Annotated in this window: 14 protein-coding genes; 13 read left to right on the top strand and 1 reads right to left on the bottom strand. The window is 41.8% G+C overall.

All coding sequences use genetic code 11. The features are described from left to right. The first annotated feature begins 5 nt into the window (after positions 1-5). The 9 genes from K0I73_RS03500 (at position 6) to K0I73_RS03460 (ending at position 10,289) form a co-directional block, all read left to right on the top strand. Positions 6-1,700, top strand: coding sequence for a TadA family conjugal transfer-associated ATPase (locus K0I73_RS03500; RefSeq protein WP_220063156.1), 1,695 nt, complete (start codon positions 6-8; stop codon positions 1,698-1,700). Continuing rightward, positions 1,693-2,544: a type II secretion system F family protein gene (locus K0I73_RS03495; protein WP_220063155.1), complete on the top strand. Its 852-nt coding sequence runs from the start codon at positions 1,693-1,695 to the stop codon at positions 2,542-2,544. Before K0I73_RS03500 ends, K0I73_RS03495 begins: the two co-directional genes overlap by 8 nt. Positions 2,545-2,553: 9 nt before the next feature. Continuing rightward, entirely contained in the window at positions 2,554-3,417 is an 864-nt protein-coding gene (locus K0I73_RS03490; RefSeq protein ID WP_220063154.1) for a type II secretion system F family protein, read from the top strand. Between the two features lies 1 nt (position 3,418). Beyond that, positions 3,419-3,763, top strand: a complete 345-nt coding sequence (locus K0I73_RS03485; protein ID WP_220063153.1) for a DUF192 domain-containing protein — start codon at positions 3,419-3,421, stop codon at positions 3,761-3,763. Beyond that, positions 3,751-4,239: a tetratricopeptide repeat protein gene (locus K0I73_RS03480; RefSeq protein WP_220063152.1), complete on the top strand. Its 489-nt coding sequence runs from the start codon at positions 3,751-3,753 to the stop codon at positions 4,237-4,239. Before K0I73_RS03485 ends, K0I73_RS03480 begins: the two co-directional genes overlap by 13 nt. Beyond that, entirely contained in the window at positions 4,236-4,919 is a 684-nt protein-coding gene (locus tag K0I73_RS03475) for a TadE/TadG family type IV pilus assembly protein (protein WP_258405281.1), read from the top strand. The genes K0I73_RS03480 and K0I73_RS03475 overlap by 4 nt, the downstream gene beginning before the upstream one ends. Before the next feature lie 61 nt (positions 4,920-4,980). Then, complete coding sequence (locus tag K0I73_RS03470; protein ID WP_220063151.1) at positions 4,981-8,949, top strand: hypothetical protein; 3,969 nt, start codon at positions 4,981-4,983, stop codon at positions 8,947-8,949. A gap of 61 nt (positions 8,950-9,010) precedes the next feature. Continuing rightward, complete coding sequence (locus tag K0I73_RS03465) at positions 9,011-9,511, top strand: hypothetical protein (protein WP_220063150.1); 501 nt, start codon at positions 9,011-9,013, stop codon at positions 9,509-9,511. A gap of 28 nt (positions 9,512-9,539) precedes the next feature. Next, the gene (locus tag K0I73_RS03460; RefSeq protein ID WP_220063149.1) at positions 9,540-10,289 is read left to right on the top strand and encodes a hypothetical protein; all 750 of its coding nucleotides are present in this window, start codon (positions 9,540-9,542) and stop codon (positions 10,287-10,289) included. A gap of 280 nt (positions 10,290-10,569) precedes the next feature. Here the strand turns inward: K0I73_RS03460 and K0I73_RS03455 are convergent, their stop codons facing one another. Continuing rightward, positions 10,570-11,547 carry a transposase gene (locus tag K0I73_RS03455; RefSeq protein WP_220063148.1) on the bottom strand — a complete coding sequence of 326 codons (978 nt, stop codon included), beginning with the start codon at positions 11,545-11,547 and terminating at the stop codon, positions 10,570-10,572. A gap of 65 nt (positions 11,548-11,612) precedes the next feature. Here K0I73_RS03455 and K0I73_RS03450 point away from each other — a divergent pair, with 65 nt between their 5' ends. From K0I73_RS03450 to K0I73_RS03435, 4 genes are all read left to right on the top strand, one after another. Further along, entirely contained in the window at positions 11,613-12,176 is a 564-nt protein-coding gene (locus K0I73_RS03450; RefSeq protein WP_258405280.1) for a hypothetical protein, read from the top strand. Between the two features lie 173 nt (positions 12,177-12,349). After that, positions 12,350-13,123: a hypothetical protein gene (locus K0I73_RS03445; RefSeq protein WP_220063147.1), complete on the top strand. Its 774-nt coding sequence runs from the start codon at positions 12,350-12,352 to the stop codon at positions 13,121-13,123. A 35-nt stretch (positions 13,124-13,158) separates the two neighbouring features. Then, the gene (locus K0I73_RS03440) at positions 13,159-13,560 is read left to right on the top strand and encodes a hypothetical protein (protein WP_220063146.1); all 402 of its coding nucleotides are present in this window, start codon (positions 13,159-13,161) and stop codon (positions 13,558-13,560) included. Between the two features lie 171 nt (positions 13,561-13,731). Next, on the top strand, positions 13,732-15,282 hold the full coding sequence (locus K0I73_RS03435) for a leucine-rich repeat domain-containing protein (protein ID WP_220063145.1): 1,551 nt from the start codon (positions 13,732-13,734) through the stop codon (positions 15,280-15,282). Positions 15,283-15,307: the final 25 nt, after the last annotated feature.

The following is a 15,307-nucleotide window of genomic DNA, read 5'->3' as shown; positions in this document are numbered from 1 at the left end:
GTCACATGTTTAATGTCTTAGTGAGTACAACAAAAGGCACCAAGGTTGGCGAGTTTCAATGTATTCATAGTGAGTGCATTGTTGGAAAAGACCCAGAACAACTGATCGTGTTAAGAGGCTTTAAGATCTCTAAGCATCACGCGACGTTACGCCAAAATGAACAAGGGATTTTCATTCTAGATAACAAGAGCCGAACGGGTATTAGGGTCAATGATGAAAAGCATCAAGAATTTGGCCCGCTATCACTCAAAGATAAAATACAGGTGGGTGATTACCAGTTAAGAGTGCAAAGCAGCGATCCTGAGTTTAATAGTAAACCAGCGACCGACTCGGCGCCTCAGCCTGCTCCAACGCCGGCAGTGCCACTCCCCAAAAAGGATGTAGCACCACCAACGACAATAGATTCAGAGCTAGCCGCCAAGATACAACTGCGCAACGAATGGCGTCGTAAGGTACATACCGAACTGCTTAAGCAGATGGATCTGCGCCGCGTTAACGTTAACGAAATGAGTGACGTTGAACTCAGAGCGCAAAGCGAAGTATTGATCAAACAGATCATCGACAACATCAATCTTCCACAAGAGATCGAAGTAGCTGCGTTAACCAAAGAGGTACTTGACGAGACCATAGGCCTAGGTCCTTTAGAAGCACTGATCGACGATATCGATGTCACAGAGATCATGGTTAATAGCCATGATCAGATCTTCTATGAAAAGGCAGGTAACCTTTATCTTTCAGATATTGCCTTTTCAGATGATCAAGCTGTCTTAGGTGCGATCGAGCGGATCGTAACACCTATAGGTAGGCGAATAGATGAAAGCTCGCCCATGGTCGATGCTCGCCTAAAAGATGGCTCAAGGGTTAATGCCGTTATCCCTCCTCTAGCGCTAAAAGGTCCCTGCATAACAATACGTAAGTTTATGCAACGCAGGCTCAATTGCACCGACTTAGTCAAGTTCGGCTCGATGAGCGAAGCCATGGCGGACTTTCTCGAAATGGCTGTCATGCAAAAACGTAATATCGTCATCTCTGGCGGTACGGGCTCAGGTAAAACAACGTTACTGAACGTGCTATCAAACTTTATCCCCGACAACGAACGCATTGTCACAGTAGAGGATGCAGCCGAACTACAGCTTTACCAACCCAATCTAGTGGCGCTAGAAGCCCGGCCACCTAACCAAGAAGGCAAGGGAGCGGTGGAGATCCGCGATCTGGTGAAAAACTGCCTACGTATGCGACCAGATAGAGTGGTTATTGGCGAATGTCGTGGTGGTGAGGCGCTAGATATGTTGCAGGCAATGAACACGGGGCATGATGGCTCACTAACAACAGCTCATTCAAACTCACCACGAGACTGTATTTCCCGCCTCGAAGTGATGGTGATGATGGCAGGAATGGATCTGCCAGTAATGGCAATACGTGAACAGATCACCTCTGCGGTTAATATCATAGTGCAGCAATCTCGTTTCTCCGATGGGTCGAGACGAATTACCAGCATCTGTGAAGTCACAGGGATCGAAGGTTCGATGGTACAGCTATCGGAGATCTTTAAGTTTCAACAAACGGGCTTCAACGAACAAGGAAAAGTACAAGGATATTACACCGCAACAGGCACCTTACCAGAGTTCTATGAGCAACTAAGAAAGCAAGGTGTTGCCGTTAAACTCGACATTTTTGACAAGGAAACTGGTCATGAGTAGTCCGATATTCGCGGCTATTCTAGCCTTCTTCTCGGTCAGCTTGTTGATATGGGCGCTAAAACATCTATCAACCCGATTCGCCAAGCGCTATCAGGAAACTTTTACCAGTTCAGCCAGAACCAACCTATTCGATATGTTTCTCTTTATCGAGCCTCGGCAGCTGTTCTGGATAAATATGCTCACACTCATCGCAGTGCCCTTTTTAATTAGAGTGTTTTTAGGTTCATGGGTACTGGGTTTTATTATCAGTATCATTTTGGCGCTACTGCCTCGTTTTGCTTACAAGTTCCTTCACAAGCGACGTCGACGTAAGTTTGTCCACCAGCTACCCGACGCGCTCAACATGATCGCCTCATCAATGCAATCGGGGGCCAACGTCAGCAGTGCCATCGAATTTATGGCAGAAGAGATGGAAGCGCCAGCAAAACAGGAATTTCAACTGTTTTTAAGAGAACAAAGACTCGGCGTAGAGTTTAATACGGCATTAGACAATATGTTTAAACGTATTCCTGAGGATGAATTTCAACTCGTTACAGCAGGGATGCAGATATCTAGAGAGGTCGGTGGAAATCTGGCAGAAGTTCTCCAACGTCTATCATCTACCCTGCGACGAAAGATAGAGATGGAAGGCAAAATCGATGCACTCACCTCACAAGGTAAGATGCAGGGTGTAGTGATGACCCTGCTCCCCATCTTCATCGGAGTGGTGCTATATCACATGGAACCTAGTGCTATGGGGAGAATTCTCACCGAACCCTTAGGTTGGGCGCTAATCGCCATGATCACCATCATGCTGACAAGTGGTTACCTGTCGATTCGTAAAATCGTAGCAATAGACGTATAGGATAAATTTATGGTCAATCTCATTGTTGCCTGTTTTGTAATTTCCGTCGTCTTTCTCGCGGTTAGTTGCATTAGAATCTATCGCAGAGTACCAACTGAAAGTCGCGAGTTTATGGATCCCCTCTCTCCGGGGTTAAAACTTATTTGGCCGCTTGTCAGGCTGGTCGCTTTTTATATCAGTGAAAACTTAAGTGTTGATTATCTAGAGCGAGTCTCAAAGAAGTTACAAGTATCAGGCTTGTCATACATCATGACGGCCGAGCAATACTTCGCCATTCGTATTTTAAGCACCCTGTTTGCGCTAGGTTTAGCCATTATCTGCAGTGCCTTACTTGACACCTACGTTACTCAATATCTATTACTAGCAGGCGTATTCGGTTACTTCCTCCCAGTAATGACCCTCAACGACCTACGTAAGAAGCGCCAAGGGCAAATAGTTAAAAGCTTACCCGTCTATCTAGACTACTTAACAATGTCGATCGAAGCGGGACTCAACATGACAGGCGCCCTTAGCCAAGCCGTCGAGCGCGGGCCTGCTGGGCCGCTCAGAATCGAATTTGAAAAGGTGATCCGTGATATGCGAGCGGGTATGTCTAGGGCCCAATCGTTTCGTAATATGGCAAACCGAGTTCAAGTATCCGAAGTCAACAGCCTAGTCAGTGCGCTTGCTCAGGCAGAAAAAACCGGCGCCAGCTTGGGTCAAACCTTAAGGATTCAATCGGATCAACGCCGAGTGGAACGTTTTCAACGTGCAGAGAAAAAAGCACTAGAAGCCCCGGTAAAACTGGTATTCCCACTGATCATCTTCATCTTTCCAGTAACCTTTATGATTTTGGCATTCCCGATTTTAATGAAATTTATGTATGAGCTATAACATGAAAAAATCAACAATAACCACGCCAAAAGGGCATGCGATATCAGAGGTATTTATCGCAAATACTCCATGGCTAAGACTAAGAGGCTTACTCGGTAGGCGTCCGCTTTCAAGCGAACAAGGGCTGCTTATCTCACCTTGTAACTCAGTACACACCATAGGTATGCGTTATCCACTGGATATCGTTTACCTCAATAAACACAACAAGGTACTTAAAGTCACTAGAGATCTAAAGCCTTGGCGCAGCAGTGCTTGCAGAGGAGCGACCACAGTATTGGAATTAATGGCAGGCAACTCTAGCCAGAAGCAGATCAAACCAGGAGATACGTTAACATGGACAGAATAAGGTTGCGCACACTCATCGCCATATTTGCCCTTTTACTGGCAGCATGCTCTTCAACTCCAAAAAAGGAGGAGCATCAAGGTAATGAGCAGATCATCGCGATTCAGTCTCAAGCTGAGCGAGCCTATAAGTTAGCCATGCTAGATCAAGCTGAGAGTCTCTACTTACAGGTTCTGCAAAGTGTTCCTAACTATGCCCCAGCCTGGTTTAGGCTCGGAAATATCTACACTCGCACCAGTCGCCATGAGGCGGCGATCTCGGCCTATATGCGTTGCATAGAACTTGAGCCTAACAATCAAAAAGCTTGGTATAACATGGGATTGGTTCGCATTAAGCAATCGACTAATGTGTTGACAAGTGCCAGCGGCCAAGGCGATAAAAATTCACCTGTTGGACGTCAAATTCGAGCACTACTCGATGCATTGAATCAACTGCAGAGCCAACCTCAAGCCGAGGCACAGGCACAGGCATCACTATGATGTTGCAAGTAACTAGGCAGAAAGGCCAAAGCATGGTCGAGTTTAATCTCGCCCTGCCCTTCTTAATGCCTATCATCCTCGTCGCCATGATGTTGATCGTCCAGTGGGGATTTATCTATGCCAGCAAGAGCACCTTAGATGCAGCCACCGTATCGGCGGTGAGAGCAGGAACACTGCATCACGGCAATATCAGAGATATCCGCAAAGGGCTTGCCCAAGGCATGATGCCGCTATTTGCTCACGGCACAGGCATGACTGACACACTTGAGGCTTTGGTTAGGGCGCAAGTAGCTGCGAACGTCCAAGCAGAAATCCGCGTTCTTAGCCCAGATCAAGCCACATTCGATCAATTTAAAGTCAGAAGTAGATACCCTAGTGGCCATATTTACGAGATCCCCAACAATAACTTGATGTATCGAAGTCCCGGCCTCAAAAATGTCGGCAATAATCGCCAGCTCAATGTACAGGATGCCAACTTACTGCAGATTGAAGTGCGCTGGTGTCAAAAACTCATAGTGCCCTTCGCCAATTACATCATAGAGGAGATCGTCACCTCGGTACTTTATCAGCCGAGTCGAGATCAACTTGCCTGTAATGCGCTAGGACTTGCGACTGGCGACAGTTATTTAGCCTTAACTTCTCAAGGGCTGATGCGGATGCAAACGCCATTTCGCATGTAAACCAACGACCAAACATTAATTAGTACTATTTGGGTATTCCAACATATAGGGACATACAAAGATGAAATACACGTTCAAGCTAACCAAATACCACTGGCTAGCATTATTACTCACTTCAACCATAGCGATAAGTGGTTGCAACGGTGAACTCAAAGAAGGCGAAGGACAAGGCACAGAAGTGCCAACCGATCCTATCGATCCGACTAATCCAGATCCAACCGACCCAGACCCAACGGATCCGGATCCAACCGACCCAATAGAGTTTGTTGGCACTTGGGAAAACAAGGATGAAGACGGTGATGGGGTGCCAGATGAATTGGATGATTATCCATTTGATGCGAGTCAATCTGAATACAAATTGGTCTATGAGGAAGAGTTTAATAATAATCAAGATGTAGCAACAGAATTGAACAATATTCCATTAAGAGTTTCTGGTGCAGTGCAACAAGTAAATGATCTTGATTTTTATAAGTTAGATTTAGAATCAGAAAAGTCCGTAACCATTTTGCTTTCATCACAAAGCGATGACTTTTCTCCTGGCATGGCTGTACTTGATAATAAAGGGATAGCTATCAATGCTTGGGCACCTAATTATAACCCTGTTGGCCGTTATAAGCGTGCTATTCAAGTAAAACCCAGAGTATCTGGAACTTACTATTTAGTTGTAAATGATAAACTGCTCCGCGGGCGTTCAGATTATGATTACACGTTAGATATATTTTTTGATAATGATGTTGATGCTATAAATGATGAAATCGAGCCTGCTTTTGGATTTGAGTCGTATTCACAAGATACTGACCTAGATGGTGTTTATGACAGCGAAGAGTTTTATGTATATAAATACGACAATGTAATGTTGCATGATATGGATGACGATGGACTTCCAAATTGGCTAGATGATGATTCAGACGGTGATGGTATAAGTGACAGATTAGAAGGGGCCTCTGATTTAGATGAAGATGGTTTTGCTGCTTTAGTTGACTTGGATTCGGATGGTAATCTCATAAGTGATGAGTTAGAAGTAGGTGAGAATAGTCGCTCACCTCAAGATTTTGACGCAGATACAATTGCTGATTTTATCGATTTAGATGATGACAATGATCTTATTCTAGATGTAAATGATCAAGAGCCACTTTCTAAAGTTCAGTCAGCAGCTTATGCAACTGAAAATTACAAAGAACTAGCTAATATCTATTATCTTTTGGATGGGCAATTACCAATAAAAGATGTCATGATTTCGAATAAAAAACACCGTTTAACGGGTGAAGGGCTTACTGATGGCCTGTTAGTATTCAGTCGTGACTCAGGTGTGCCAATTAATATTCCTGTGAGTGTAAATTTAGACGGTAGTATTGATTTTGTGTTACCTGAAGATGTCAACAAGATGTACTTTGTAGCATTAAACACTAGAACAACTAACGTCATTACTATTCAATATAGAAATCAATATATACCTTTACTGTTTGGTCAAGAGGAGTTGCAGACTGCACCTAATGCGGACCTAGTGATAAAAGGCAAAAACTTTAATGAACAGACTACAGTTTTTGTTTCAGGTATTGAAATAATACCAAAGACAATTACGCCTACAGAAATTACTGTCAATATTCCTAATTCAATTATATCTGGTGATTTATATGTGCAAAATACTTACGGAAAAAGTAACACCATAAAACTTATTGTTAACAATGCAGTAACTTTAAGGATAAACGCAGAAGATTTACAGTTAGATATAACAACATTATCAGCAATATCATTAGGTAGCCAGAATGTAGATTCAACTCCTTTTAAAGCTTCTGGAGAAGTTGTGTTGCCCGTATCTAATAGTGGCTTTGATAAGATTGCAATATTTTATGGTGATGATGAGGTATTAAATGCAATTTATTATGGACAATCTGAAATCATTGTAAGCTTTGCAACAGCGGCAGCAGCAAAAGCTTGGGGGTTCAGCCGGATAGATGCTGAAACACCAATCGTTAATTATGATGCTTTATTTTCTCAAACTCAGCAACTTGAAGCCGTTATCTTGCTTCAAAATTATATTGAGGCACATATAACGGAACCAGAAAAATTTAATGATATTGAATTTTTTAAGCTGGTTGCTGCAGCAGGGGATGCCGTTAATTTATTGTTAGATACACAAGGTGTGCAGTCGGTTCAAACTAAAGTAGGTTCTAAAATAAGATTATACCGTAATCAAGCCGACTCTAATAACTCGTCTAATGGCTCTCCTGCAAATGGACCAATTATTACAGCATATTGGGCCAGAGCTAAAAACACCATTGATTTAAATCCAACTGAAAAGTTACATAGCATCGAGCAGCTATATGTTTATACTGGTAATTTTGAGGTAAGTAATGACACCGCATTATTTTTAAGCCCAGAGTTTTCATATTTAGATCTTGCATCTCCAAGTGCGACACCGTTAATCGCCCATGCAGATTCATGGTTCTCTCCAACAATAATAGGTCCGCAAGGTTGGGGGTTCCTTAACATTGCTGAAAAAAAGTCATTTGATCACTGTAGCTATAGAAAATGTCATGTAAGTATTGTGACTCCAGGTTTTAGTGGAGAGGCACTTAAAGATATTGAGAAAACGGCGCAAAATTATTTAATTGCTAGAACATTAGTAGAGCAGTTTCTATTACCTGTAATGGATAAATTCATCAGTAATTCTGGTTTGTTTAAAGATAAACAATTTACAGGTGATCTATTGAAGGCTATTTACCCTTATACAAAAGCAGCTTTTGATTTATCCAATGCAACAAGCAACTGGGATAGGCTAAAAATTTTTGCAGACTTGGTTTATAAAGATTTAACAGGTCAAGGTTATCAACAACCCTTATCAGACTTTCTAAGAACTCGCCTAGGAAATAAAGTATTAGAAACCGCTGGTAAAGAAGTAGCAATTTGGATATCGGTAAAGTTTATTCCGGTTGTTGGTGAGATTGACCTTGTTATTGAAGCATTAGGTGGTTTGAACCTAGCGAATCAAATGGGCCAATCTTTACATGACTTTATCGATGTACCTAACTTAGTTAAATTCGATGCTGAATGGCCATCTGTCATTCGTCGTGTAGACCCTATTTTACTCATTAAAGATCAATTAACTACTTATCAAACGTTTACTATTACTGGTCATGGATTAGGCTATGAGGATTGTGGTTGGTTGACGTGTAACTTCTTACTTCCAGAAATTGAATTAATTGACACTAAAGGTAAAAAAATTAAAGTGAAAATGGTTGATATTGCTGTAAATAGCGATGCCACCGAAGTGACTATAAAAATTAACAGTGACGAGTTAAAAAATACGGAAGGGGAGCTACAGTTATCTGCTTTTATTGGCAATATACATATACAGGCACCAGAAAAGATTAAATTTGTTGATAAAGTTCAGCTCTCTAACATTTTGCCAAACGAAGCGCTACCTGGGCAAAAGGTTGTTATTGAAGGTGTAGGGTTCATCCCAAATAAAACCGTTGTTACTGTAGCCAGTAAAACAGGACGCACCACTGCTAACATTGTCTCGGTTACTAATAATCGTGTAGAAATTATACTTCCGCTTGATACAGTAACGGGTAATATCCAGGCAGAAGTAGCAGGGGTAAATTCTAATACTTTATTGTTAACAATCATTCAAGCAGGCATTACCGTACAATTTGGTGATAACGGAAACGTAACCGATGATAAGTTTACCGTTGGTATTAATGGTGACGCTGGTGTCGCAATGGATAAGGAGGGACAACGCTTAAAAGAGTTTTATCGCCTAACTGAGCCGGGTGAAATGACGGTTACTATGACGGCAAATACCGTACCAGATGCTCGCGGCACCTACTATATATGTTTTTCTGATAATGTAAGTATTATTGATGGACCAAGCCAATCCGCAAAGGACTTGTTAACTCAAGAAAATCAAGTACTCAGTTGGCGGGTACAGGTTAATCCTGGCAGTGGCAAAGTAGTTAGTCAGTGCAATTATATTATCCAAGAAGCAAATGGTAGTATTGCTGTTCCAATTTTATGGAAAGAATAAAATTTTATATAGGCAGCGAAAACTGCCTTTGTTTAGGTTTGGACAAGAGGGAAGTCATTACATGACATTTTTTAAGGGTAAAAGATTCATATATTGCCATTTAGCAGCAGTTTGTAGCTTAATTATAGGGGCTTCAGCAATAGCCACCGAGGCCAGTTTACCTAAAGAAGTTGATGAGTTAAAGCCGCGTTGCGATCAAGTAATGCGAGATATTCGTGATGAAAAAATAGATGAAATTATCAAAGGGTATCACCCTATGATGCAACAATGGCAGGATGGGAAAAGAGCTAAAAAGTTGATTAAGCTTAGTTTAGGGGGTTATAAAAGAACTGCAGATGGAGTGGAGCTTTTAGATTTTTTGGTGTTCACACCTGAAAAGTCAGGGTTTATTGAGCCAAGCGCAAATTTAAAAGGAAACTACCCTAATACCACACGTGTAGTAGATATTAACTATAGTTATGAGTTCAAAATGAAGAATGGTCAAAATAGTATCGGTGGTGTAAGGTGCGTGCTATTTGAAGATGATGGCCAATGGTATTTTTATGATGATTTACCCTTTTAGTATTGCGTTATAAATTACCACTTTGTAGATGAAAACCAGCAGTCAGTTGACTGTTGGTTTTATTTTAACAATGTTCAGTGACGTATTAGTTTCTGATGTTAATGATTGTTGTAAAGTAGAGCCCTTGCCGATGCCGTGGATTAAACAGAGTTTTAGTATTTTTAAAAGTAATACGACACTCGAAATGAAATTAGATGAGCGTCATAAAGTCACATTTGTCTCTCGGATCCTCATTTCGCCTTTTTCAATGTTAACTTGGCTATTGTTATTAACCAGTTTAATTGGTGTACCTTTGATATTGATGTTTGTGTTACAGGCATCCCCAGATGCTATTTTGCCAGTAACATTAATCAGTACAGCCGTAGTATTAATATTCCATTGTTGGGTTAACTTTAAATCAGGGTTGGTGACGAGTTTAACTAAAGAGGCTTTAGCGCTTCCTGATGCGTTTTGCAAATCTACAATACAAAGTTACATTCGTTTGAGCCGTATCAGCGCTATCCATATTCAGCGCTACCGATTTAGTTATAAACGTGAAACCCCTGGGAAATGGTATAGACAAATATCGAAAGCTGATATCTATACTCATGCACGAATAACGCTTAATACCGGTGAAGAGATAAATATATCAAGAGCAAATCTTTTTGCGTTACCTGAAATAATTGAATACATCAGTGACAAGCATTCGCCCGAGCTTACTTTTTCTTATCCAACGCCATTAAAGGTATTGTTGGGGCTATTTTTATTATATTTAGTTGGTTTGTATTTATCGAAATAACAAGATGTTAACTGTAGTGGAAAAAGCAAAAAAAACAAGCCACCCATTATAAAAACAAAAAAACAAGCCACCCATTATAAAACAAAAACATAATACGCTTTCTGTTCATGTTCAATCGGCGTAACGTAATTTGGCCATTTTAGGTCGAAGCAATATTGCCGGAATATCGATGTATGACGACATTAAGCTTGCTGACTTGAAAATAGCGTATTTCAGCTGCACTAAACCAACCAATTGCACCAGAAGAACAACAGGTTTTGTTTGCATTAAAGCGTTAATATCAGTCTATTTTGAAATGCTTGCAGCTCATCGCAAAGTGCCGTCGTCGCTTCTCTAAGTGTTCACAGTAATGGGTGAGTGCTTGTAATGTGCCCACCGGACCATGAAAAAATTGACCAAATTCGCTAATGAGCTTAACCCAATTTTCATGGGGGATATTCAATCTTGTCAGTACGTTGGCACTTTTTTCACTGATGGCGCCACGTTTATCGTCACGAATATTACGTCCAGTATCATCTACCAGTTCGAGGTAGTCTGTTAAGGAGAAAGCAATACCATTCGGTTGATTGTCGCGTTCATTGCCGATAAAAGGGAGTAGCTTTTTGGGCTGTTCCCCCTTTAAGGCAGCCTGAATGCGTAGTTGAACACTGGTATGCTCTGACTGCTCAGGTGTCGCGGCCATCTTGGCTCGAATGGGGTTCAAATCAACGTAGGCCATGCAGGCTAAAACCGCGCCTTCATCTAACAAAGCTTGGGATTTAAAGCGTCCTTCCCAGAATCGACCCATACAGTTATCTTCTTGATTCGCTTGCCTTGCTATCGGTTCATTCAAACAGCGCATAAACCATGAAATATCACATAATCGACTTCGGTAAATCGCGATAGTATGCTTGAGTTTAACCACTTCATGGGGTTCAACTAACTCACCTTTTGTGAACTTACGGGTTAGGTCATCACCATTAAACAGCTTATGCCATTGTTCAAGCACTTCTCGGTCAGTCCAGCGATTTGCGGTCTCAATGTCGATACGTAGCACCACATGAAGGTGATTCGACATTACGGCAAACGCGGCCACATCAATGGCAAAAGCCGCTGCAAGCTCAAATAGCAGCGATTCAATCCAACTGCGGCGATGATCATAATTTTTCCCCGAATAGGCATCATCACCACATAAAAAGGCTCGCCTCACTACACGGCTACAACAATGATAATAGGGAGTGTCTTCAAGACTAATTTGGGTACGGCGAGGGCGTGGCATAACAACCTCCTTGTCTAATGCTCATTCAAAGCTTAGTAGAAAGTCGTTTCTGATGCACATTAACTATGGGTGGCTATATATTTAATGGTCAACGCCTAACTGCCCCAGTCAAATCTGCATCTACTGACTCACTAACGGTTGTTCTCCCTAGTGGGGTTGCCTCTGGTTATGTAACAGTTGAAGTAGCTGGTGGTTTAAGCAATGAATATCCATTCTCCGGTCCAGCAGCTGTACTTATTACTTTTGGAGATAACGGTAATTTGAACGATGATGTGTTTAAACTCAGTGTGGATAACCGGGTGGTGTATGATAATAACCAACCAGAACGAAATGTGGGCCCATTAACAGTTGCATTAGATGATGGTGATCACACTGTACAATTAACGGGTATTAGGGCTGATGACGGTATTGCAACTTATTATATCGAGTTTGCAGGTGATGTTATTAGTGTCAGCGGAGATGAGTTATCTGGACGAGATTTATGCCCTAACACACATAAGACTTATCAGCTAACGGTTAAAAGTGGCTCTAGTGTTGTCAGTAAAAGTAAATCTAAGCTTTCAGCACCATTAGTATTACTGAATGAGTCTGCAGCTGAGCCAACAGAGTGCCCTACGACTGGTAATTAATTTAACTCGCCCCGAAAGGGGCACAGTTTTATGCATTAAACGCTTATTCGCATTATGTGGCATACATTAACCTCTGTTTACTTGTTGTCGTTTTATCTCTGCGATGGTCAGTGTAAAACTATTATGAGAATAAAGAGTAAATTTATAGAAAGAGCAAATAATTAGAAGTAAATATGGCTAAAAAAATAGAGTTAGATGATAAATCTTGGTTTTATAACCTGCACATTAAAGGGATGCGTAACTTTAATGCACAGAGTGATGTGAGTTTATATGTCGCTAATATAGGTTACCCTCTTTCTTTAGGTGTTTCGCTGTTATTGCTTATTTTGATGGTCGGTTTGGCTGTGTTACCTCTTAACTTCCCTAATACTGAGCTTGCTCGTGCATTAGTATTAATCAACGTGGGATTATTACCTGTCTATTTAATAGGGCGGTATTGGCTGGTTAGGCGACGTTACGGTATTAGTGGGACATTACGTTGCTATGTGAGCCAGCAGCGTCTAGCCATTCCTGCTAATGCGATAATCAAAAAACCGTTGGGGACGTTGGAGTTACAACGCGATGACATTGAGCACCTCACGGTAAAGTATAAATCTCAAATGCATCGTCTACATGTGCGCAATCATATTACCGCTTGTGATATTAAGCTAAAAAACGGTGAAGTCATTACCCTTAATGCGATGTATTTCCCGCTTAAGCACATTGTTTACCTGCTGCGTTTTTTTGACTATCCAATGAAAACGCAGCACGGCAATTGGTCATGGACTTTTTTGCCTAAGGAAGGTGCGAATAAGTCTAACGTCCAATCAAAATACACCCGAAAGGATAATACAGCGGGTCATAACTTTAGGATAAGATCTGTGCGTAAAACTAAAGTTTTATTTTTAGCAAATAAGGTTACATCTCATTGTGATGCTTTTTTGTCTAGATTAACATCCACTCCTTGATGGACGATTTACTCTTGATATAAAGGACTATTTAAATGAAATATGCTTCACTTTCTGCCTTAGCACTTGCCGCGATTCTTACTGGTTGTGCTTCAGATCCAGGCCCTCGTATGGCACTCGAAAAAACGGTCGAAGTCGATGGTACAGTGCTCAAATTTAACGGCAGCTATCATGACAAGAAAAATATTTTGATCTTAACCGTAAACGGCGACCCCATTATGCAAGGCCGTTTTCCTCCTTACACTCCAACTCAGAACTTAAACGCAAAATACAAAGATTTTGCTGTACGCAGTCACTGCTACTTTGGTTCGGTGTTAGGTAATCAAGGCGGCGCCTTTGGTGCCATCGCTAGTGTTGTGCAGTCTTCAAAGAGCAGCACTGCCGATAAATGCGAGTTATACGTCAATGAAAAGTTAGTCGATAACTTATATTTCTAAATTTCGGCTTGACGATCAATCAGGGGGCTTGTTCCCCCCTGAATTAATATCTCATGGCCCATCTTTTGTGGCCTAGGTTTTATAAATCAGGTTTTATAAATCAGCTTTGTGGGCAACTTTTATGGAGAGTCGTCAATCAAGGTTAAATTGATTGTATAAACAGGGAAGCGAATGGCAATCAGGCGGTTATTAAAACTAGCACTCTACCGCAGTTTCACAGATAAACAATTAAGCTCGGTAATATCTATTGTGCTTGTTATCACAGCGATCACATACAGCAGCGAGCTACTCGCAATGTCGACCCGCGATGCCATCCTGAATTTCCAACAAGATACCAGCACTATCGTCGAGCAATCTCATAGACTCAGTAAACAGCATGCTCGGCAAATGGAGCTGTTATCACAAAAGCTAGACGAGACTCAAAGCGCCAAAATCGTGCTACAAAGCGAATTCATTGGCGACATGACACAGACTGCCGAGCAAATGTTAGCACTCGCTAACCAGTATTTACCTCATTATCAGCATTTTCTCGCAAACATCGACAAAGACAATAACTGCTACCAACCCGAGCAATTAGCGCAATTTCAACAAACTACAACTGAACTGCAAGACTATGTCGATAACATCGACTCCCTGCTAACAACACGAGATGAAGCCGAAGCGTTCTCGGCATTAATGGCGTTCAATCTTGGTCAAACTCAGGTCAATATGCTTGTAGACATGTTTGAGATATCTAAATTCTGCTATTTGTCTGAGGCCCTCCCCTCTCTGGTTGAAGACGTTCAGAGTGTCGAGACTGAACTGGTTGAGAAACTGATACAACACGGGGCGACAGATGAATTTGATAACGCGACGTCGCAGACGGCTCTAACAAGAGCTCCTGAGCCAAAGCCTCAAGCACTGCTGCTACAGAACAAGTCAGTTGAAACACTGACGCTAAGCTATGAATTTACGGCTAATGATCTCCCTTATTTTAACGATCTTAGCACTCTTGAAGTCAGCGATATCTCTGAACTCAAGCAACTTACGCTGACCAATCAACTCAGTATTAATGACCAACTTCGGTTACAGCTGCCTGATGCAGCATCAGCAGATATAAGCCTGCCATACCAAGCCCGTATTACCGGTGTTATCGAAACCGACAATGAGCGAGTCACCTTAGATATATCACTGATCCGCTCGCCGTCATTTTCCATCGATGCAATGTCATTTAACGACCCACAAATAGCAAGCTGTATAAAAGCTACCGCCAAGCAGCTTCAATTGACTAACAGCAATGAACTTACCCAGCTTAACTGCCGTCTGTCATCCACAGTAAATCTTGACGACCTACAAAAATTCAAACAACTGCAAACAGTCAGTTTAATGGGCGGGAAGCTCACTGATTTATCTCCCTTATCGAGCTTAGCGCAGTTAGAGATGCTCAACTTAGAGCGAAATCAGATAACCAAATTTGGCGATATTAGCCGATTATCAGCCAACCTGACGCTGTCAAATATCGACACTCAAGATTGGCAGGCACTGGCACAGAGTCAAGCTAGCTCTATCTCGATCATGAACATTACAGATTGCTCGCGGTTAGCCCCTTTAGCACATCAGCCTAATGTCGCCCTAATGTATAAAGGACTTAACCCCAATGAGATGATGGCGTTAATGCAACAGGTGGACAAGGGCAACAAATCGCTGACAGTGTTAACGAATTGCACAGCCCCAAACAGCTAAGCATCAAAAGTTAAACCTTAACAAA

Origin of the sequence: Shewanella mesophila (assembly GCF_019457515.1) — a bacterium.
Taxonomy (GTDB): Bacteria; Pseudomonadota; Gammaproteobacteria; order Enterobacterales; family Shewanellaceae; genus Shewanella; species Shewanella mesophila.
This window is presented reverse-complemented; position numbering and strand designations above follow the sequence as displayed.